This window comes from Pseudomonas sp. Marseille-Q5117, assembly GCF_946901175.1.
In the GTDB taxonomy this organism is placed as follows: domain Bacteria; phylum Pseudomonadota; class Gammaproteobacteria; order Pseudomonadales; family Pseudomonadaceae; genus Aquipseudomonas; species Aquipseudomonas iranensis.
The window spans coordinates 122,143-141,579 of sequence record NZ_CAMPPP010000016.1 but is presented as its reverse complement, the minus strand read 5'-3'; the positions used below and the strand labels follow the sequence as shown (position 1 = coordinate 141,579).

Below are 19,437 nucleotides of genomic sequence, written 5' to 3'. Positions count from 1 at the left end.
CTTGACCTAGATCAAACCGTCGGTGATGCCATGAACGCCAAGCGCCCAGCCTGCGCGGCGCCAGCAATTGAAACGCCCGCGCCTGCCGCCAGCCAGACCTACAGCTACAGCGATCTACCCCTTGAGGAATCGGCCAGCACTGCGCTGGCCGAGGAAGTCGCGTTGGCGATCGCCTACAACGGCATCAGTCAGGCAGTGATGCTCGTGACGCCGACCGACCTCGAAGATTTCATCGTCGGTTTCAGCCTCGGCAGCGGCATCATCGAAGACGCCAGCGATATCTACGATCTGCAACTGACAGGCGCAGGCTCGGCGCAATACGCGCAGGTGACCATCGCCAACCGTGCGTTCTGGAACCTCAAACAGCAGCGTCGGCAGTTGGCCGGCACCAGCGGCTGCGGACTGTGCGGCGTCGAAGCCGTCGAACAGGCGTTGCCCGATCTCAAGGTATTGCCGGGCGCAGCCCTGCCACCAATCGAATGGCTCGACGGTTTGCGCCAGCGCATCGGCGCGTTCCAGCCGCTCGGTCAGCACTGCGGCGCGGTGCATGCAGCGGTGTTCATGAATGCCCGTGGCGAATTGCTGCTCGGCCGCGAAGACATCGGCCGACACAACGCCCTCGACAAGCTGATCGGCGGGTTGATCCGCCAGAAGATTTCCACCGAAGGCGGCCTGGCGATTGTCACCAGCCGTTGCAGCCTCGAATTGATCCAGAAAGTCTTGCGTGCCGGGATCCAGACCCTGGTCAGCCTGTCGGCGCCTACCGGCCTTGCCGTGCAATGGGCCCGGCGCCATAACCTCAATCTCATCCACCTGCCGCAGAAAAGTGCGCCGCGGGTGTACAGCCCCGCGATGGAGAATCAAGCGTGAGCCAACATCATCAAGCCGACCAGAAACCTGTCCCGCGCTACAAGCCTTACAAAGGTGCCGCTGGCGGCTGGGGCGCCCTGATCAGTGTGGCCCAGGCGTGGCTGACCAGCGACAACGCCCTGAAAAACCTGCGCATGATGCTCAAGACCAACCAGAATGGCGGCTTCGACTGCCCGGGTTGCGCTTGGGGTGATTCGCCGGAGAGCGGCATGGTCAAGTTCTGCGAGAACGGCGCCAAAGCGGTGAATTGGGAAGCGACCAAGCGTCGCGTCGATGCCAAATTCTTCGCCAAGCACAGCGTCACTTCCCTGCTGGAGCAGAGCGATTATTGGCTGGAATATCAGGGCCGCCTGACCGAGCCGATGGTCTACGACGCCGAGTCCGATCGCTACAAGCCAATCTCTTGGGAAGATGCCTTCGCCCTGATCGGCAAGCACCTGCGCAATCTGCCAAGCCCGGATCAGGCCGAGTTCTACACCTCGGGCCGCGCCAGCAACGAAGCGGCGTATCTGTATCAGCTGTTCGTGCGGGGTTACGGCACCAACAATTTCCCTGACTGCTCGAACATGTGCCACGAGGCCAGCGGCGTGGCGTTGGCGCAGAGTGTCGGGGTCGGCAAAGGCACGGTGACTTTCGACGATTTCGAACACGCCGACGCGATTTTCGTCTGGGGCCAGAACCCCGGTACCAACCATCCGCGCATGCTCGAACCGTTGCGTGAAGCGGTGAAACGCGGCGCCCAGGTGGTGTGCATCAATCCGCTGAAAGAGCGCGGTCTGGAGCGCTTCCAGCATCCCCAGCACCCGATTGAAATGCTCACCAACGGCGACAAGCCGACCAATACTGCGTACTTCCGCCCGGCCCTCGGCGGCGACATGGCAGTGCTGCGCGGCATGGCCAAGTTCCTTCTGCAATGGGAACGTGATGCGCAGAAGGCAGGCGAGCCGGCGGTGTTCGACCATGATTTCCTCAATGCCCACAGCGCCAACGTGCTGGAGTACCTCGCCACTGTCGACGACACCTCGTGGGAGCAGATCGTCGAGCAATCGGGGCTGACCCTGGTCGAGATCGAGCAAGCCGCGCGCATGTACGCCAAAGGCAAGAACGTGATCATGTGCTGGGCCATGGGCATCACCCAGCACCGTCATTCGGTGCCGACCATTCAGGAAATCGCCAACCTGATGCTGCTGCGCGGCAATATCGGCAAACCTGGCGCCGGTCTGTGCCCGGTGCGTGGTCACAGCAACGTGCAGGGCGACCGCACCATGGGCATCAACGAGCGTCCACCGGTGGCGTTCCTCGACTCGCTGGAGCGTCGCTTCCAGTTCAAGGTGCCGCGCCACAATGGCCACAACGTGGTCGAGGCGATTCATGCGATGGCCGAAGGTCGCGCCAAGGTGTTCATCGGCTTGGGCGGCAACTTTGCCCAGGCCACGCCGGACAGCTCGCGCACCTTCGAAGCGCTGAGAAACTGTGACCTGACTGTGCAGATCAGCACCAAACTCAACCGCAGCCACCTCGCTCACGGTAAAGACGCGCTGATCCTGCCGTGCCTGGGCCGTACCGACATCGACATCCAGACCGAAGGCCCGCAAGCGGTCACCGTGGAAGACTCGTTCAGCATGGTCCACGCTTCCAACGGCCAGTTGCAGCCGCTGTCGAACCAGATGCGCTCGGAACCGTCGATCATCGCCGGCATCGCTGCCGCGACGCTGGGCAGCCAACCGGTCGACTGGAACTGGCTGGTGGCCGATTACGGGCGCATTCGCGAACTGATCGCCGACACCATCCCGAGTTTCAAAGACTTCAACGACAAGATCAAAAACCCGGGCGGCTTCTACCTGGGCAACTCGGCTGGCGCCCGCAAGTGGAACACGCCCTCGGGCCGTGCCAACTTCCGCGCTAACCAGTTGCCAAAAGATCTGGTTCACGAACGCACCCGCGCCACCGGGCAGGTGCCGGATCTGATCCTGCAATCGATGCGCTCCCACGATCAGTACAACACGACGATCTATGGTCTCGACGACCGCTACCGTGGCGTGAAGGGCCAGCGTGACGTGCTGTTCGCCAACGAGGCCGACATCATTCGCCTGGGCTTCCGTCCAGGGCAGAAGGCCGACATCGTGTCGATCTGGGACGACGGTCGCGAGCGTCGGGTGAAAGGTTTTACATTGTTGGCGTTCGATATTCCTGCCGGGCAGGCAGCGGCATACTATCCGGAAGTCAATCCGCTGGTGCCGCTGGAGAGCACTGGCGATGGCAGCCACACGCCGACGTCGAAGTTCATTGCGATCCGGCTGGAAGCGGCGAGTGAGACAGGGTTGATCATGGCCAAGTCGGCTTGACCCGGCGCTTGGAATGACCTCTTCGCGAGCAGGCTCGCTCCCACACTTGGAATGCATTTCAAAGGTGGGAGCGAGCCTGCTCGCAAATGCGATCGACCTGTCAACAGATATGCCGTGGCGAAGATTTTCGACCGCCCACAAAAAAGGCCGTTTTTGCATGAAAACGGCCTGTCCGAAGTAGCTAAAGACCGGCGAAAATCGGTTAAGTTCCGGTGAAAAAACAGTAACTTGCAATATTGTATACAAGTCGTGTTATTCGTCGGATTTTGATTGTCACGCCCATTGCAGAGCCTCAGGATCGGCGCCGTCATCCCTTTGAGGCTCATCCTCTATGAAGTTCTCCTCGATTCTCTTGTTGTCCCTTGGCCTGGTCAGTGGCTTCGCTTCTGCCGGAGGCACCACCGAAGCAGGTGTGGGCGGCGCATTGGGCGGGGTTCTTGGCTCGGTCGTCGGTCAATCGTTAGGCGGCAATACAGGTTCCACCATCGGCGCTGCCTTGGGCGGCGCGGGTGGTAGTGCGGTCGGCGCAGACAAGCGCAGCCGTGGCGAAGCAGCCATTGGTGGTGCACTGGGTGCAGCCGGCGGTAACGTGGTTGGCCGCAGTCTCGGCGGCACCACCGGCAGCCTGATCGGCTCCGCCGCTGGTGGCGGTGCAGGCGGCGCGCTGGGTAACTACATGGGCAACAAGAGCGACGATGATGATCGTCGCTACGACCGTCGCCATGATGACCGTCGCTACTACCGCGACCGTGGTCATCCAGGTCGCGGCCATGCCTACGGCCACCGCAAGCATCACAAGTACTATCGCCACCACTAAGGCGAAGGCTTGAACAAAAAATCGCAGCTTTTTAGCTGCGATTTTTTTTGCGCGTCTAGACCACCAGCCGTTCCAGCGCCCCGCGCAAACCGGCAGGAATCGGCACCGGCTGATTGCTCGCGCGATCGACAAACACATGCACGAACCGCCCCGCCGCACACGCCTCGCTTTCGCCAACCTTGAACACAGCCAGTTCGTATTGCACCGAACTGTGGCCCAGCTTGCCAACCCGCAGCCCGATCTCGATCAGATCGGGGAAAGCGATCGAGGCAAAGTAATCGCAGGCCGAACTCACCACGAATCCCACCACTTCGCCTTCATGGATATCCAGGCCACCGATCTGAATCAGATAAGTGTTCACCGCCGTGTCGAAGAAGCTGTAGTAGGTAACGTTGTTGACGTGACCGTAGGCATCGTTGTCGTGCCAGCGTGTGGTGATGGGCTGGAAGTGGGGGTAGTCGGAGCGTTGATTCATTCAGGGTTCTCGCATTTTCTTACTTGAATTTGATCGTGAGGACGAACACTTTACCTGTGGGAGCGGGCTTGCCCGCGAACGCGTCAGCACACCCGACCGGTGTCAACGATCAGCAAACCCCTTCCCCTGCGCCCCCAGCTCGCCAATCAGCCGCGCCGGCTTCCACTGATCGCCCTGGCGTGTCTCCAGCGCCAGCAAGCGCTGATGGATATCCGCTAGCCCCTGCTGATCCGCCCACGCCATCGGCCCACCCTTTTCTGCTGGAAAACCATAGCCGTTCAAGTACACCAGATCGATGTCATGGGCCGAGCCGGCAATGCCTTCCTGCAGAATCTTCGCGCCTTCGTTGACCAGCGCCAGCAAACAGCGCTCAAGGATTTCTTCAGGACCGATGTCGCGACGCTGGAAACCCAGTTCTTCGCTGACTCGCAGCACCAGCGCGTCCACTTCGGGATCATGCTCGGCCTGGCGACTGCCCGGCTCATAGTGGTAGTAGCCGTTGCCGGACTTCTGCCCGAACCGACCCATCTCACACAGGCGGTTATCCACCTGAACCTCGGGCGCATCCTGCCCCTTGCCAGCTAGCTGCCGAGCACGCCATTCCAGATCGATGCCGACCACGTCGTACATGCGAAACGGCCCCATGGCGAAGCCGAAGCCTTGCAGCGCGGCATCCACCTGCTGTGGATAAGCGCCTTCGAGAAGCATCTTGCGCGCTTCCAGTACATACGGATGCAGCATGCGGTTGCCGATAAAACCGTGGCAGTTGCCAGACACCACGCTGACCTTGCCCATGCGCTTGCCGAGTGCCAGCGCTGCCTCCAGCGCCGCTGGCGAGGTCTGCGCACCGCGCACGATTTCCAGCAGTTTCATGATGTGCGCCGGGCTGAAGAAGTGCAGACCCAGCACCTGTGCCGGGCGCCGGGTCGCAGCCGCGATGGCGTCGATGTCCAGTGCCGAGGTGTTGCTCGCCAGCAGCGCCTCAGGCTTGAGCAGGCCATCCAGCTCGCGAAAAATCTTCTGCTTCAGTTCGAGGTTCTCGTACACCGCTTCGATCACCAGATCGACGTTGCGAATCGCCGCGTAATCCGCCGCTGCAGATACGCGAGCCATTCGCGCATCCGCCTCGGCCTGATCAATGCGGCCCTGACGCACGTTGTGTGCATAAGTTTGCGCGACCGTCGTCAGCGCCTGCTCAAGCATCTGTGGATTGTTATCCACCCATTGCACGTTCACCCCGGCATTGGCCAGGCACATGACGATGCCACGGCCCATGGTGCCCGCGCCGATCACGGCAGCCTGCTGAATCTCGAAGCTTGTCTGGCTCATGTTGTTCTCTTGTGGGTGGCCCAAAGACAGATTCCAACCTTAGTCAGGCAACGGCGGTTTTTGAAGTTTATTAGCGTGATGATCGACATTCAGCGGATGGATAGACCCCCCGCCTTGATGACACTTGACATAGGAGCTGACGAAGGCTGCGATCTTTTGATCCTGAAAAATCAACATCAAAAGATCGCAGCCTTCGGCAGCTCCTACAGGGATCAGAGGTGCTCTTGCGCCCAATCGCGTACCTGGGCGTAGGGATACTCTTCCAACGCAGCAAAACCCGGTATCGCCCGCGCCTTGAGTTTGGTGAACAACGGCACGCTGATTCCGCACAGGAACCGTGTCAGGCGTTCGGCCGTCGGAAGGCTGCCTGTGTGCTGCTCATGCCTGTGGATAAATTCACCACACAATTGCGCGAAGTTTTTATCCACAAGTGCTGGCAACGGCGGCGGCTCGGGCAATCGCGCGATCTGGCCGTGACATACCGAACAATGCCCGCAATGTTCAGGGGCATTGTGATCACCGAAATACTCGGCCAGGCGATAACCCAGGCAGCGTTCGGTGGCGAACACCTCAAGCATGGCGTGAATCCGCGCCACCTCAGTCCGTTCATGGCGAGTGAAATACTCGTGGAGCTCAGCGCTCAGGGCGTCGCTGTCAAAATCACTGTGCAGCAGGCTGTAAACTTCGGTCATCTGCTTGCTTTCAAGCTCGACCCAGCCTTTTTCCTGGAAGTAATCAAGCGCTGTCACCACGCGATTGCGCTCGGCGGAATACTGCGAATACATCGCCTCGAAATCTACTGTGGCCCAGGTGCGTGCTCGCGTGGACGTTCTGATGATCGCCGCAACGAAATCCCTGCGCTCGCCTTCGAAGCGCTGGAGCAATGCTTCAGGCTCAAGCAGATATTTGAAGCGGTATTCAGCGTAATAAGCGTAGCGCGGCGCGATCAGGCCTCGCAGTTCCAGCTGCACCAGCAAAGTCTTCAACGGCAAAGAGCGAATATTGCTCTGATCCGCCAATGGCCCAAGCAGAAACTCCCACTGTCCTTCCGGCACCGAGGCTTTCAGTTCATCGAGCACATAACGAATGCCATCACGCTCGGGCGTATCACCGTAGACGAAGTTTTCCAGCACATTGAGGCTGTCGCGATTGGCCAATACCAGGCAGTCCGAGGGCTGTCCGTCACGCCCGGCGCGGCCGATTTCCTGGCTGTAGTTTTCGATGGATTTGGGCAGATCGAAATGCACCACGTTGCGGATGTCGCTCTTGTCGATGCCCATGCCGAAGGCAATGGTGGCGACAATGCAATTGGACTGCCCGGCCATGAAGCGGCGTTGAATGTCTTCACGCTGATCGTGGGGCAAACCTGCGTGGTATGCCTCGGCCTGAACTCCGTTGCGTTGAAGATGCTCGGCGATGTGCTCGGCGGTCTTCTGCAACGTCACGTAGACAATGCTCGGTTGCCCGGGACGCTCGGTCATCCATTCGACCAGACGCCGGCGTTTGTCCTGACCGCGTACAGGCTCGACCAGCAGGTTGAGGTTGGGCCGGTAAAATCCGGTGGTCACCACATCTGCCGGGGCGATGGCGAATTTAGCCTGCATGTCGGTTATGACTTTTGGTGTCGCCGTGGCGGTGAGCAGCAAGGCCTGCGGGATGTTGAACTGACGTTGGTAGTCCGGCAATTTCAGGTAGTCCGGCCGAAAGTTGTGGCCCCATTCGGAAATGCAGTGCGCCTCGTCGACTACCAGCAACGAGATCGGCACCTGCTGCAGAAAATTGCGGAAGCGCTCATTTTTCAGGCGTTCGACGGAGATCATCAGAATTTTCAATTCCCCCGAACGCGCACGGGCCATGACGTCGTTGGCATCCTCGCGGCTCTGCGCCGAATCGATACTGCCTGCGGAGATACCGTGGCGCTTGAGAAACGCCAGTTGATCCTGCATCAACGCCAGCAACGGCGAAACCACCAATGTCAGGTGTGGCAGTAAAAGCGCCGGCAGCTGATAGCAAAGCGATTTGCCGGAGCCTGTGGGAAAGATTGCCGACGCGGAGCGCCCCGCCAGCACCGCGCTGACAGCGGCCTCCTGACCAGGGCGAAACTGTGGATAACCAAAAACCTGTTCCAGGGTGTGGTGCATTTACTGTCACTCCTTTGACTGCTGCCATGCCCAAAGCCTAGCGGGCGATTGCAGCGAGTCGAGAAAAGGTCGGGGTTGAATCGATACTGAATGATACATGGGAAGCGAAAACCAAGCGTGTAACAATCGAAGCGCCTCGACAAACTTTCGAAAAACCAAGCTACATATATATAACAAACTTAAAAATTACAAACGCAGACACAACAGCACCCTTTATTTACAACAACACTTCAAACTAACTTGATCGCTCTTATTTATAAGCAAGAGCAACAAAATGACAACTTTAACAATCTTTTTCTGCGGCACCGGCTCCAACAAGTTTGATGACAAACATAAAAGCTTCTGGGATGGCGAAATCGTTTCTACGCTTGCTGCGCACCACAGCGGACGGGAATTTGCCGAGTGGATCGTCGTCGACGGCCCGGGCAGCGGCAATCTGCAAGCCGATGACCTGTTCACCAAGACCTCTGAATACGGCTTGTCCGGTACTCTGTTCGGTAAAGGCTGGGACGAAAACGTGCAACACGCCGTGAACATTATCAAAGGCAAATGCGACTGGCAGCGCGAACAACTGACTGAGACAGAATATAACCGCCTGAAAGCCGCAGGCATTCCCATTGACGATGTGAAAGTTGAAGGCTCCTGGTTCTGGCGCAAGTACAACTATGGCGATCGTAGTATTACCCAACAGAAATTACAGGAACAAATCATCAAGACTTTCCGCAAGGACGGCGTTATTCCGACACGAGTCAATCTGGTCGGCTGGAGCCGTGGCGGTATCAGTTGCCATATGCTCGCCAACGCAATGTTCAAGGACGCTGCACTCAAACATATTCCCGTGAATATCTTTGCGGTTGACCCGGTTCCGGGAATCGGCAACTTCCAGGAAAACCGCGTGAAACTCGAATCCAACGTCAAGGAATACATCGCCTTCTATGCCCGCGATGAGCGTTCGAAGGGCTTCAGCTGCGTGATTCCGCAAACCGCAACCGGCACAAAAACCTCGATCTATCCAATGGCCGGTCGCCACGCCACCCTCGCCGGCAACGCCACGGCACTCGGCGGCGAGCCGAGCAGCAGCAGCGACCTCAACGCGCTGATCGAACCCGGCCGCATCGTTCGCCATCTGGCGGAAACCTGCCTCAAGCGCTGGGGCGTGCCACTGAGCAAAACTCTCAACCTGACCGATACCGACCTGCGCCGCCTCACCGGCGCCATCGTTAGCGACGAAGCCCGCTACAAGAAGATGCACAGCCAGTCCTACACCTATTTCACCGAACTGGACAAAGGCGAGCGCTATGTCTCGCTGGGCAGCAAAGGCGTGCCGTTTTCCGCGGTCAAAGGCACGATCTACCGCCCGGCAACCGGACTGACCACGAGCCTGCTGGATATTTCCGGCTACCAGCATCTGCGTTGAAAGGCGTTGAAGCGACAGTAGTGACTGTCTGACACATTGTTCGTCCCGTTCCTACTTCACCCGATGCCTTGTCGGCTATCGCGAGCGGGTGGTGCGAACCTATAGTCATGGTGTCGCTGCTTTGGTCAGCGACACCCACATCACCCACGCCCTGTACCTGCTGACACAGGACGGCTGCGACCTGCTGCAAGTCAGATGCCCCGGCCCAGTAACAAACGAAACATCATCGCTGCACACGCCGTGTCCAGCACCAGGAGTCAAAATTTGCAAACTACTATTGATTGCGTACGATGGGAGCCATCACTCAACGAAGGGCTCGCATTTATGGCCAGCACCGAAATCATCGATCACAGCACCCTCCTTCGCTTGGTCGAAAACGGTTCTGTGAGCGGCACAATCATCGTCGCGAAACCAGGAGGCTGGTCGGTCGAGATTCGGCAAGGCAGCCGCAAATGCGCACTGACAGCACAACGCAGTGGTCAGGCGCGCCTGTTCAAGAGGCTGGAAACGCTGGTGACCTATCTGCAGGGCTTGGGCATCAGCCAGTTCAACGTGGATGCCTCCGGTTATGACCCGTTGCAACTGAAAACCTACGCCCGGCCCGATCGCTCTGAAGCGTTGAAACAAGCCCATGAAGCGGCCGCTTATGAGGAATGGTTCAAGCGACAGGTGCAGATCAGCATCGATGATCCAAGGCCAAGTATCAGCGATGAAGATGCTCGCCGAATATTCGCCGCCAAGCGTGATGCCCTGCGTCAACGAGGGCGCTGATGAAGTTGGTCTGGCGCCCGGAAGCGCTTGCTGACCGTGACCGGATAATTGATCGAATCGGTCAGGACAACCCAGACGCTGCTGCGGATCTCGATGAAATGTTCGAATCAAAAGGGGAAATAGCAAGACAGCGCCCAACCTTGTACCGAAAGGGCAGGGTCCTTGGAACACGTGAAATCGTTGCGGCCGCCAACTACGTCATCGTCTACGCAATCAAAAAAGACCGGATGGAAGTGCTGCGTGTCATGCATGCACGGCGGCAGTGGCCTTAATTAGAGGATCATATTGCAGTACTGTTGAGTGGCATTACTCTGGCCGTATCACGCCAAAAATGAATGCATACTGCTACACGGCAAGTGACGAACCGCCGTTGAGATGAGCTTACCCAAATATTCGCCCATGAAAAAACCGCCCCAAAGGGCGGTTTTTTATTCACTGCAAACCGCTACTTACAACTTCGGCCCAGCCGCCTTGATCGCGTCGCTCACTTCGAACTTCTTGAAATTCTCGATGAACAGACCGGCCAATGCTTTGGCTGCCTCGTCGTACGCCGCCTTGTCAGCCCAGGTGTTGCGTGGGTTGAGCAGGTTGGTGTCGACGCCCGGAACGGCCAGTGGCACGTCGAGGTTGATGGTGTCGAGGTGCTCGGTGGCGGCACCGATCAGTGCGCAGCTCTGGATCGCTGCGATCACCGCGCGGGTGGTCGGGATGTTGAAGCGTTGGCCGACGCCGTAGCCGCCGCCGGTCCAGCCGGTGTTGACCAGGTAGACCTTGGAGCCGAAGCCGCGGATGCGCTTGATCAGCAGTTCGGCGTATTCGCCAGCCGGACGCGGGAAGAACGGTGCGCCGAAGCAGGTGGAGAAGGTCGACTTGATGCCGCTGCCCGAACCCATTTCAGTCGAGCCTACCAGTGCGGTGTAGCCGGACAGGAAGTGGTAGGCCGCTTGCTCTTCGTTGAGGATCGACACTGGCGGCAGCACGCCGGTCAGGTCGCAGGTCAGGAAGATCACCGCGTTTGGCTCGCCACCCAGGTTCTTCTCGGAACGCTTGGCAACGTGCTCCAGCGGGTAGGCGGCGCGGCTGTTCTGGGTAAGGCTGACATCGGCATAGTCGGCGTGCTTGGCGTCGTCGATAACGACGTTTTCCAGCACCGCGCCGTGCTTGATGGCTTTCCAGATAACCGGCTCGTTCTTCTCGGAGAGGTCGATGCACTTGGCATAGCAACCGCCTTCGATGTTGAACACCACGCCTTCGCCCCAGCCGTGTTCGTCGTCACCGATCAGGTAACGGCTTTCGTCAGCCGACAGGGTGGTTTTACCGGTGCCCGACAGACCGAAGAACAGGGTCACGTCGCCGTCTTCGCCGATGTTGGCAGCGCAGTGCATTGGCAGCACGTCAGCGGCCGGCAGCAGGAAGTTCTGCACCGAGAACATGGCTTTCTTCATCTCGCCGGCGTAACGCATGCCGGCGATCAGCACTTTCTTCTGCGCGAAGTTGATGATCACGCAACCGTCGGAGTTGGTGCCGTCACGCTCAGGCACGCACTCGAAGTTGGCGACGTTGAGCACTTGCCATTCTTCACGGCCAGCCGGGTTGTACTGGGCCGGGTTGATGAACAGGCAACGACCGAACAGGTTCTGCCAGGCAGTCTGCGTGGTCATTTTCACGGCCAGGTAGTGATCTTCCGCCGCGCCTACATGCACGTGGGAAACGAAGTGCTCTTGCGCGTTGTTGAAGGCCTCGACGCGAGCCCACAGGGCATCGAACTTGTCGGCCGGGAACTTGCGGTTGATCGGGCCCCAGGCAATAGCGGCCTGAGTGGAAGGCTCTTCAACGATGAAACGGTCGACTGGCGAGCGGCCGGTGCGGTGACCGGTGCGAACAACCAGAGCGCCGGTATCGGCAAGCTCGCCTTCACCGCGATTCAGGGCTTCTTTTACCAGATCATCAACACTCAGATCGGTGTACACGGCGTTATTGGCTTGCGTCATGAGGTTCCCCGTCGGCCAGTGGCCGAGTGTGCTCCAAACGTTTTGTAGTAGAAAGTCGTGCACTACTACCGCGAAAAAAGTGGGCCGGATTATGCCAGAAAAGCCCAAAAAGAGTAGGGTCCTCCCGTCGTAACGGCGATATTCCGTCATTCCGCAGTGAATTTACCTGCGCTGAACCGTTTTAGTGACGGGTATCTGACGGCGTATCGACGCCCGCGCCAGCGAACAATTGAGCAATATCGGCCGCGTCGAACAGGTACTGCTGATTGCAGAACTGGCAATCGATCTCGACTTTGCCGCCCTGCTCGGCTGCCAGCGCCAGCGCATCTTCCAGCCCAAGACTGACCAGCGCATTGCCGGAGCGTTCCCGCGAGCAGCTGCAACTGAAGCGCAAATGCTGCACATCGAACAGGCGCACTTGTTCTTCGTGGTACAGGCGATGCAGGACGGTTTCGTTGTCCAGGCTCAGCAGCTCATCGGCACTCAGAGTGCTGGCCAACGCGGTGAGGTGCTGCCAGCTGGCGGCGCGATCCTCTTCGTCTTTCAAGCGATCGGCGGGGAGTTGTTGCAGCAGCATGCCGCGGGCACGACGACCGTCGGCGAACAGCTTGAAGCGCGTGCCGACCTGCTGCGACATGACGAAATAGTTGGTGAAGCAATCGGACAGGGTTTCGCCGTCGAGATCGACAATGCCCTGATAGCGCTGGCCGACAGTCGGGTCGACGGTCAGGGCGAGAACGCCGTTCGGCATCAGATCGCTGAGCGTAGCGTCGGCCGCGATCTGCTCGGCGTCATAGCGCGCCAGGCCACGGATCTCTCGCTCGCTGGAGCACTCGATCATCAGCAGCGGAATCGGCCCTTCCGAGCGTGCCTGCAAAATCAGCAAGCCATCGAACTTGAGCGTGCCGACCAGCAACGACGCGGCCGCCATCAGTTCGCCGAGCAACTGCGCGACAGGTTCCGGGTACGGGTGTTTGGCGAGGACTTCGGCGTAGCTGCGCTCCAGCGCTACCAGTTCGCCGCGAGTGTCGCTGTCATCGAAGATGAAGCGTTGAGTGAAATCGGTATCCGCTAGGTCGGTCATAGGTCTAGGTATCTGAATGTGATGACAAAATGATTACAAAACGTGAAAATTTGCGCTTGCTGGCACTTTTTTTGGTGCCGGCGCTTTTTCGCCATGGGAGGCATTTTATGAACAATCCGGGTTTGTTCCAATCAAGGTGGAACCTCGGCCGGCTGGTTCTGTGTAACGTAGTGCCGTTGGCGCTGCTGGCTTTCTGGTTATGGCCTACCGGCCAGATGCTGTGTGTGATTTTCGACGAGTGGCTGTTCCGCTCGCTGAATGCACCGCTGGCCAGCAACCCGATATGGCTCCACATTTGGGCAATTGCAAGTCTGCGCCCGTTCGATATCGTCGTCGGACTGATTCTGCTGACGCTGCTGATCAAGGGCGACTGGGTCTTCAGGGCGATCGACGTGCGTCGCGCGTTCTTCGGTTTTTTCTCGATCCTGCTGCTGATGGTGGTGATCCGCGCGCTGTTTTCCAAATTCGCCGATCACATGGGCTGGCAGCACAGCAGCCCGTCAATGGTGCTTGAGGGCGCCGTGCACATCAGCGATTACTTTCCGCACCTGGAAAAAACCTGGGAGCTGAAGGACCGTTCCGGCCAGAGTTTCCCTGGTGATCATGCCTCAGTGTTGTTGATCTGGGCGTTGTTCATGGGCGTGTTCAGCCGCACCGTCGGACAATTTCTAACAGTATGGGGTCTGGCCGTGTTGTTCATGCTGCCGCGTCTGGTGGCCGGTGCGCATTGGGGACAGGACGATTACATCGGCGGCGTGCTGCTGGCGGTGTGGGCGTTGGGCTGGGGTTACTACACGCCGTTCGCCTGGCACGCGGCGAACTTCTGGTTGAAGCTGACCGCGCCGCTTTTCGCGTTGCTGGGCAAGCTGCCGATGGTGTCGCGGATGAGTGTGGTGCGTAGCGTCTGATACCGCGTCGTTCTCGATTCCCGAGCAGGCTCGCTGCCACAGACGACTCGATCGAATGTGGCAGCGAGCCTGCTCGCGAAGAGGCCGGCACAACGTTTCAATCTTCGTTGCTGCTACCGCGAAACTTGAACAGATCACGCCGCTGTTTCTTGCTCGGCTTGCCATCGGTGCTCACGCCCAACGACCCCGCCTTGCGCATTGCCGCAGCCGCTTCACGCTTGGCGACACTCGCCTCGGTCTCGGCATACAAGGTCTGCGCCTCGGGTGCGCCACGACGCACGATCGACAATGCCTCGACCCTCACCGTGCGCACTTCGAAGCCGGTACGAATCTCGAACTCATCACCGATGCGCGGCTCCTTGCCCGGTTTGCAGCGCTCGCCACGGCAATGCACCTTGCCACTTTCAATGGCGGCTTTGGCCAATGCACGGGTCTTGTAGAAACGCGCTGCCCATAGCCATTTATCGAGACGGACCTTGTCGTCCTCCTCCTGCTTCTGTCCCATATGAATTCCTCGCTCAGCCAGTAGTCGGAACTGTACTACCGTTTCTGTCGGGCGCAAGAACTCGGCCCTCCAGATAGACTGTGATCTTCGCCGCCTGACCGGCCTGGAGTGACCGTGACTAAATTTCCATCTTCGTTGACCTCACCCAAGGGCGGTTGCCAGGGCTGCCAGCAAAGCGAGCCGCTGGACTTCGATTTTGCCTTCGCCTACCAGCCAATCGTCGACCTGCGCGACCAATCGGTATTCGCCCACGAGGCGCTGGTGCGAGGCGTGGCCGGGGAAGGTGCACTGTCGGTGTTAAATCAGGTTACAGAAGACAACCGCTACCGTTTCGACCAGCTCTGCCGGACCCGCGCTATCGAAGGCGCGGCGAGCCTTAATATGCAGACACACTTGTCGATCAACTTTTTGCCCAACGCCGTCTACCGTCCAGAGCTATGCATTCGCAGCACGCTGGAGGCCGCACGCAAACACAACTTTCCGATCGACCGGCTGATTTTCGAAACCCTGGAAATCGAGCACGTAGATAATTATCGCCATTTGACCAATATTCTGCGTGAATACCGCGAATTCGGCTTCAAGACCGCCATCGACGATTTCGGTGCCGGTTATTCGGGGCTCAATCTGCTGGCTGATTTCCAACCGGACCTGATCAAACTCGACATGGCGCTGATCCGCGATGTTGACCAGGACCGTGTCCGTCAGGTGATCGTGCGGGGGATTGTCACAATGTGTGCGGAGTTGGACGTTACAGTCATTGCCGAAGGCATAGAAAGCGCCGGGGAACGGGATTTCCTCGCGGACTGTGGAATATTTCTGATGCAGGGCTACTGGTTCGCCAGACCCGCATTCAAAGCGCTGGCCCAGGTGCCGGATGAGGCCTGGAAGCGTTAACCCTTGGTTTTTTTCTTTGAAGACATTTGATCATTTGACCGTTGTCGGTCTGCGCGAGTGGGTGGCGCTCCCGGGCTTGGGAGTCGCCGGCCTGCGCGCAAAAATCGACACTGGCGCCAGCACCTCCAGCCTGCACGCCACCGATATCGAACCGTTCGAACGCGACGGCGAGAAATGGGTGCGCTTCACTGCGCATCTCGGCACGGTGGTGCAGTTGCGTCACCGGCGCTGCGAAGCGCCGCTGGTCACGCGCAAAACCATCAAGAGCTCCAATGGCCACGCACAGGTGCGCTACGTGATCAGCACCACGCTGGCCCTGGGTGATCGGGTCTGGCCGGTGGAGTTCACCCTGGCCTGCCGCAAGTCCATGCGCTATCGCCTGTTGCTCGGTTCCAAAGCCCTGATCGATGGCCAGTTGGTGGTCAATCCGGGCATCAAGTATGTACAAGACAAGCCGGTGTTCCCGGTATCTACCTCCTCCACAGGTGTTGCATGAAGATCGCTGTGCTGTCGCGTAATCCGCGTCTGTATTCCACCCGCCGTCTGGTCGAAGCCGGAATCGAGCGCGGGCATGAAATGGTGGTGATCGACACCTTGCGCGCCTACATGAACATTGCCAGCCACAAGCCGCAGATCCATTACCGCGGCAAACCGCTGGAAGGTTTCGACGCGGTGATCCCACGGATCGGCGCGTCGGTGACGTTCTACGGCTGCGCGGTGTTGCGTCAGTTCGAAATGATGGGCGTGTTCCCGCTCAACGAGTCGGTGGCCATTGCCCGCTCAAGGGACAAATTGCGTTCGCTGCAGCTGCTGTCGCGGCGCGGCATCGGTTTGCCGGTCACCGGCTTTGCCCACTCGCCGGACGACATCCCCGATCTGATCGCCATGGTCAACGGCGCACCGCTGGTGATCAAGGTGCTCGAAGGCACTCAGGGCATCGGCGTGGTGCTGTGCGAAACCGCGACGGCGGCAGAGTCGGTGATCGAAGCGTTCATGGGCCTGAAGCAGAACATCATGGTTCAGGAATACATCAAGGAAGCCGGCGGCGCGGATATCCGCTGCTTCGTGGTCGGCGACAAGGTGATCGCCGCAATGAAGCGCCAGGCCAAACCGGGCGAATTTCGTTCCAACCTGCATCGCGGCGGCAGCGCCAGCCTGATCAAGATCACCCCGGAAGAACGCATGACCGCATTGCGCGCGGCCAAGGTCATGGGCCTGGCAGTGGCGGGTGTGGATATCCTGCGTTCCAATCACGGGCCGCTGGTGATGGAAGTGAATTCGTCACCGGGACTGGAAGGCATCGAAACCACCACTGGCAAGAATGTCGCCGGAATCATCATCGAGCATCTGGAAAAGAATGGCGGGCCGAATATGACCCGCACCAAGGGCAAGGGCTAGAGAAGCAGCTGCTAGCGGCAAGCCTCAAGCGGCAAGTGAAAAGCGCTCTTGCTTGCAGCTTGCAGCTTGTAGCTTGTAGCTTGCAGCTTGCAGCTTGCAGCTGCTTCTAAACCGCATCTCGGGGCAACATCAACCCCAGCGGCAATCTCACCCGCGCCTCCAGTCCACCCCCGGACCGGTTGCGCAATTCGACGTTGCCGCCATGCATCGCCGCAATCCTTTTCACGATCGCCAGCCCCAGCCCGGTGCCTTTGCCACCGCGAGCCCGATCACCTCGGGTAAACGGGTTGAAGATCGCTTCAAGCTCGGACGGATCAATCCCCGCGCCACGGTCCATCACGCTCAGAACCACATACGGCGCGCTGGTATCTCCGGACACATAAGCCGCGACCTCAACACCGGTGCCGGCATGGTTCAAGGCGTTGCCGATCAGGTTGTTGAGCAGGCGTTTCATCGACACTCGACGCAGCGGAAACGGCTGGATCGGTTCCAGGCGCAGGCGCACTTTCTCTTCGTTCTGGTTGTACGGCGCGGCGACTTCACGCACCAGATCGCTGAGGTCCACCTCCTCCACTGACTCATCACGACCATCGCGGATGAACGCGAGGAACTGGTCGAGAATCGCATCCATATCTTCGATGTCGCGAACCATGTCGTCGGTGAGGTCGGTGTGATCGCCCATCAGTTCCAGCGACAGGCGCAAGCGCGTCAGCGGTGTGCGCAAGTCGTGGGACACCCCGGCGAGCATCAGCTCACGCTCGCGCCCGGCCTGTTCGACGTCCTCAGCCATCTGGTTGAAGGCGCGGTAAACCTCGGTCATTTCGCTGGGCGTGTCGCTGATCGGCAGGCGCACGCTGCGGCCCTGGCCGAGTTGCCGCGCGGCATACACCAGGCGCTTCAACGGCTGGTTGAGCTGGCTGACGAAAATCCATGCCGACGCCGTCGATAGCAGGCCGATGGCGAGGAACCAGCCGAGCACGTTCCAGATTTTCTGACCGCGCAGCGGATGCGGATACAACGGCACTTTCAGCCAGCCATCGCCCAGGCTCGGTGCCCTCACCCACAGCGCCGGTGGCGAGTGCATGCGCAAACGCACCTCGGTGTCGGCACCCAGTTCCGCCTGCATCTGACGCTGATAGATTTCGCTGTACGGCCAGTGCTGCTCGCCTTCCGGCACACCGGCGCCGACCACGCGGATCAGGGTTGCGGCATCGGCAATTTTTGCGCGGTTTTCTTCATCGGCGGCCCAATAGGCGCGCAACGTCAGAGCGACACCATGGCTGTATTGGCGATCCACCAGCACGTCCTCGTTCATCAACAGATAAACCAGGGTCAGTGCCTTGGAAAACAGCACGACGATCAGCACCAGCCAGAGGGTGCGGGAGAAAAAACTTTGGGGGAACCAGACGGGGGTTTTCATCTTTAACCGCTACACACTTGCAGGAGCGAGCAATGCTCGCATATTGCGGATTGCGAGTCTGTGGCAATGGCCGTGCGACCAGAGCCTTGCAGACCCGCTCCTACAAATCACCGATCACTTGGTGGCGGTGCCATCCGGTACGAACACGTAACCCACGCCCCAGACAGTCTGGATGTAACGCGGTTTCGACGGATCGGGTTCGATCATCCGGCGCAGACGCGAGATCTGCACGTCGATGGAACGCTCCAGCGCATCCCATTCACGGCCACGGGCGAGGTTCATCAGCTTGTCGCGGGTCAGCGGCTGACGCGCGTTCATTACCAGCGCCTTGAGTACAGCGAACTCACCGGTGGTGAGCATGTGCACTTCATCGCCACGCTTGAGCTCGCGGGTGGCCAGCGACAATACGTAATCACCGAAGGTGACGTTTTCGTCTTCGCTGCCCGGCGCGCCCGGTACCGGTGCGGCCTGACGGCGCAAGACCGCTTTGACCCGAGCCATCAGCTCGTCGGGGTTGAACGGCTTGGCCAGGTAATCGTCGGCGCCCAGTTCAAGGCCCTTGATACGGCTCAGCTCATCGCCCTTGGCGGTGAGCATGATGATCGGAATCTGGTTGTTCGCGCTGCGCAGGCGGCGGCACGCAGTCAGGCCGTCTTCGCCCGGCAGCATCAGGTCGAGGACGACCAGATTGAACACTTCACGCGCCAGCAGACGGTCCATCTGCTCGGTGTTCGGAACGGTACGGGCACGGTAGCCCTTGCTGACGAAGAAACGCTCCAGCAGGCTGCTCAGCCCCGGATCGTCATCAACGATAAGAATTTTTTCGCCTTCAGCCGTTTGTGCAGTGCTGCTCATTGGATGCTCCTTTTAGCTCGGCGCGCATTATGGCGTAGCTGTCGTTATACGCACCGTGTGCATTGTTAGCAGATTTTTCCTTCACTGCCAGAAAACCGGGGTTTATGCCTACAGCCTGCAACGCCCCCGAATGACAGAACGCTGGTTATAATGCGCGGCGTTTTGCGCCAGGCAACGTCTGAATCGTTACCGTAAGTGGCCGGTATTTTTTCCGGCC

Annotated in this window: 18 protein-coding genes; 10 read left to right on the top strand and 8 right to left on the bottom strand. The window is 59.2% G+C overall.

The genetic code is table 11. The annotated features are described in order from the left end of the window. Positions 1 to 30: 30 nt before the first annotated feature. The 3 genes from fdhD (at position 31) to OC605_RS22420 (ending at position 4,032) form a co-directional block, all read left to right on the top strand. Positions 31 to 870, top strand: a complete 840-nt coding sequence (gene fdhD / locus OC605_RS22430; protein ID WP_186568561.1) for a formate dehydrogenase accessory sulfurtransferase FdhD — start codon at positions 31 to 33, stop codon at positions 868 to 870. Continuing rightward, positions 867 to 3,215: an FdhF/YdeP family oxidoreductase gene (locus tag OC605_RS22425; RefSeq protein WP_262139557.1), complete on the top strand. Its 2,349-nt coding sequence runs from the start codon at positions 867 to 869 to the stop codon at positions 3,213 to 3,215. Before fdhD ends, OC605_RS22425 begins: the two co-directional genes overlap by 4 nt. 331 nt (positions 3,216 to 3,546) lie before the next feature. Then, the gene (locus OC605_RS22420; RefSeq protein WP_039756448.1) at positions 3,547 to 4,032 is read left to right on the top strand and encodes a glycine zipper domain-containing protein; all 486 of its coding nucleotides are present in this window, start codon (positions 3,547 to 3,549) and stop codon (positions 4,030 to 4,032) included. Positions 4,033 to 4,087: 55 nt separating this feature from the next. Here OC605_RS22420 and OC605_RS22415 read toward each other — a convergent pair whose 3' ends face one another. The 3 genes from OC605_RS22415 to OC605_RS22405 form a co-directional block, all read right to left on the bottom strand. Further along, positions 4,088 to 4,507, bottom strand: a complete 420-nt coding sequence (locus OC605_RS22415) for an acyl-CoA thioesterase (RefSeq protein WP_186568557.1) — start codon at positions 4,505 to 4,507, stop codon at positions 4,088 to 4,090. Positions 4,508 to 4,609: 102 nt separating this feature from the next. Then, the gene (locus tag OC605_RS22410) at positions 4,610 to 5,836 is read right to left on the bottom strand and encodes a 3-hydroxyacyl-CoA dehydrogenase (protein ID WP_262139554.1); all 1,227 of its coding nucleotides are present in this window, start codon (positions 5,834 to 5,836) and stop codon (positions 4,610 to 4,612) included. Positions 5,837 to 6,048: 212 nt separating this feature from the next. Further along, positions 6,049 to 7,977, bottom strand: a complete 1,929-nt coding sequence (locus tag OC605_RS22405; RefSeq protein ID WP_262139553.1) for an ATP-dependent DNA helicase RecQ — start codon at positions 7,975 to 7,977, stop codon at positions 6,049 to 6,051. Between the two features lie 274 nt (positions 7,978 to 8,251). On the opposite strand from OC605_RS22405, the gene OC605_RS22400 reads away from it, so the two are divergent. The 3 genes from OC605_RS22400 to OC605_RS22390 all read left to right on the top strand — a co-directional run bounded on the left by OC605_RS22400 (position 8,252) and on the right by OC605_RS22390 (position 10,437). After that, entirely contained in the window at positions 8,252 to 9,394 is a 1,143-nt protein-coding gene (locus OC605_RS22400; RefSeq protein WP_262139552.1) for a hypothetical protein, read from the top strand. Positions 9,395 to 9,718: 324 nt separating this feature from the next. Continuing rightward, a complete protein-coding gene (locus OC605_RS22395; RefSeq protein ID WP_122698812.1) occupies positions 9,719 to 10,165 on the top strand; it encodes a hypothetical protein in 447 nt (148 codons plus the stop codon). Next, a complete protein-coding gene (locus OC605_RS22390) occupies positions 10,165 to 10,437 on the top strand; it encodes a type II toxin-antitoxin system RelE/ParE family toxin (protein WP_262139550.1) in 273 nt (90 codons plus the stop codon). Before OC605_RS22395 ends, OC605_RS22390 begins: the two co-directional genes overlap by 1 nt. Before the next feature lie 177 nt (positions 10,438 to 10,614). Here the strand turns inward: OC605_RS22390 and OC605_RS22385 are convergent, their stop codons facing one another. Together OC605_RS22385 and hslO are read right to left on the bottom strand one after the other, a co-directional pair. Next, positions 10,615 to 12,156 (bottom strand): phosphoenolpyruvate carboxykinase, encoded by a 1,542-nt coding sequence (locus tag OC605_RS22385; RefSeq protein WP_262139548.1) that lies wholly within the window; start codon positions 12,154 to 12,156, stop codon positions 10,615 to 10,617. A 181-nt stretch (positions 12,157 to 12,337) separates the two neighbouring features. Continuing rightward, positions 12,338 to 13,240: an Hsp33 family molecular chaperone HslO gene (gene hslO, locus OC605_RS22380; protein ID WP_186568547.1), complete on the bottom strand. Its 903-nt coding sequence runs from the start codon at positions 13,238 to 13,240 to the stop codon at positions 12,338 to 12,340. Between the two features lie 107 nt (positions 13,241 to 13,347). On the opposite strand from hslO, the gene OC605_RS22375 reads away from it, so the two are divergent. Then, on the top strand, positions 13,348 to 14,148 hold the full coding sequence (locus OC605_RS22375; RefSeq protein ID WP_262139545.1) for a phosphatase PAP2 family protein: 801 nt from the start codon (positions 13,348 to 13,350) through the stop codon (positions 14,146 to 14,148). A gap of 97 nt (positions 14,149 to 14,245) precedes the next feature. Here OC605_RS22375 and OC605_RS22370 read toward each other — a convergent pair whose 3' ends face one another. Further along, complete coding sequence (locus OC605_RS22370) at positions 14,246 to 14,653, bottom strand: RNA-binding S4 domain-containing protein (RefSeq protein ID WP_016772182.1); 408 nt, start codon at positions 14,651 to 14,653, stop codon at positions 14,246 to 14,248. Between the two features lie 114 nt (positions 14,654 to 14,767). On the opposite strand from OC605_RS22370, the gene OC605_RS22365 reads away from it, so the two are divergent. Genes OC605_RS22365 through rimK form a run of 3 tightly spaced genes read left to right on the top strand, consistent with a single transcriptional unit; the run spans position 14,768 to position 16,945 of the window. Continuing rightward, positions 14,768 to 15,547, top strand: a complete 780-nt coding sequence (locus OC605_RS22365) for an EAL domain-containing protein (RefSeq protein WP_133337474.1) — start codon at positions 14,768 to 14,770, stop codon at positions 15,545 to 15,547. Between the two features lie 34 nt (positions 15,548 to 15,581). Then, positions 15,582 to 16,043, top strand: coding sequence for an ATP-dependent zinc protease (locus OC605_RS22360; RefSeq protein ID WP_172667902.1), 462 nt, complete (start codon positions 15,582 to 15,584; stop codon positions 16,041 to 16,043). Beyond that, positions 16,040 to 16,945 (top strand): 30S ribosomal protein S6--L-glutamate ligase, encoded by a 906-nt coding sequence (rimK, locus tag OC605_RS22355; RefSeq protein ID WP_024011184.1) that lies wholly within the window; start codon positions 16,040 to 16,042, stop codon positions 16,943 to 16,945. The genes OC605_RS22360 and rimK overlap by 4 nt, the downstream gene beginning before the upstream one ends. Positions 16,946 to 17,051: 106 nt before the next feature. On the opposite strand, the gene OC605_RS22350 is transcribed toward rimK, so the two are convergent. Together OC605_RS22350 and ompR are read right to left on the bottom strand one after the other, a co-directional pair. Next, positions 17,052 to 18,365, bottom strand: a complete 1,314-nt coding sequence (locus OC605_RS22350) for an ATP-binding protein (protein ID WP_016770645.1) — start codon at positions 18,363 to 18,365, stop codon at positions 17,052 to 17,054. 114 nt (positions 18,366 to 18,479) lie between these two features. After that, complete coding sequence (gene ompR / locus OC605_RS22345; RefSeq protein ID WP_016772186.1) at positions 18,480 to 19,220, bottom strand: two-component system response regulator OmpR; 741 nt, start codon at positions 19,218 to 19,220, stop codon at positions 18,480 to 18,482. Positions 19,221 to 19,437: the final 217 nt, after the last annotated feature.

Excerpts from the sequence above, each read along its gene's own strand:
- OC605_RS22385 (WP_262139548.1), bottom strand. The coding sequence starts at position 12,156 with ATGACGCAAGCCAATAACGCCGTGTACACCGATCTGAGTGTTGATGAT.
- OC605_RS22410 (WP_262139554.1), bottom strand. The coding sequence starts at position 5,836 with ATGAGCCAGACAAGCTTCGAGATTCAGCAGGCTGCCGTGATCGGCGCG.
- OC605_RS22415 (WP_186568557.1), bottom strand. The coding sequence starts at position 4,507 with ATGAATCAACGCTCCGACTACCCCCACTTCCAGCCCATCACCACACGC.
- OC605_RS22400 (WP_262139552.1), top strand. The coding sequence starts at position 8,252 with ATGACAACTTTAACAATCTTTTTCTGCGGCACCGGCTCCAACAAGTTT.
- OC605_RS22375 (WP_262139545.1), top strand. The coding sequence starts at position 13,348 with ATGAACAATCCGGGTTTGTTCCAATCAAGGTGGAACCTCGGCCGGCTG.
- OC605_RS22370 (WP_016772182.1), bottom strand. The coding sequence starts at position 14,653 with ATGGGACAGAAGCAGGAGGAGGACGACAAGGTCCGTCTCGATAAATGG.
- rimK (WP_024011184.1), top strand. The coding sequence starts at position 16,040 with ATGAAGATCGCTGTGCTGTCGCGTAATCCGCGTCTGTATTCCACCCGC.
- OC605_RS22405 (WP_262139553.1), bottom strand. The coding sequence starts at position 7,977 with ATGCACCACACCCTGGAACAGGTTTTTGGTTATCCACAGTTTCGCCCT.
- ompR (WP_016772186.1), bottom strand. The coding sequence starts at position 19,220 with ATGAGCAGCACTGCACAAACGGCTGAAGGCGAAAAAATTCTTATCGTT.
- OC605_RS22350 (WP_016770645.1), bottom strand. The coding sequence starts at position 18,365 with ATGAAAACCCCCGTCTGGTTCCCCCAAAGTTTTTTCTCCCGCACCCTC.
- hslO (WP_186568547.1), bottom strand. The coding sequence starts at position 13,240 with ATGACCGACCTAGCGGATACCGATTTCACTCAACGCTTCATCTTCGAT.
- OC605_RS22420 (WP_039756448.1), top strand. The coding sequence starts at position 3,547 with ATGAAGTTCTCCTCGATTCTCTTGTTGTCCCTTGGCCTGGTCAGTGGC.
- fdhD (WP_186568561.1), top strand. The coding sequence starts at position 31 with ATGAACGCCAAGCGCCCAGCCTGCGCGGCGCCAGCAATTGAAACGCCC.
- OC605_RS22390 (WP_262139550.1), top strand. The coding sequence starts at position 10,165 with ATGAAGTTGGTCTGGCGCCCGGAAGCGCTTGCTGACCGTGACCGGATA.
- OC605_RS22395 (WP_122698812.1), top strand. The coding sequence starts at position 9,719 with ATGGCCAGCACCGAAATCATCGATCACAGCACCCTCCTTCGCTTGGTC.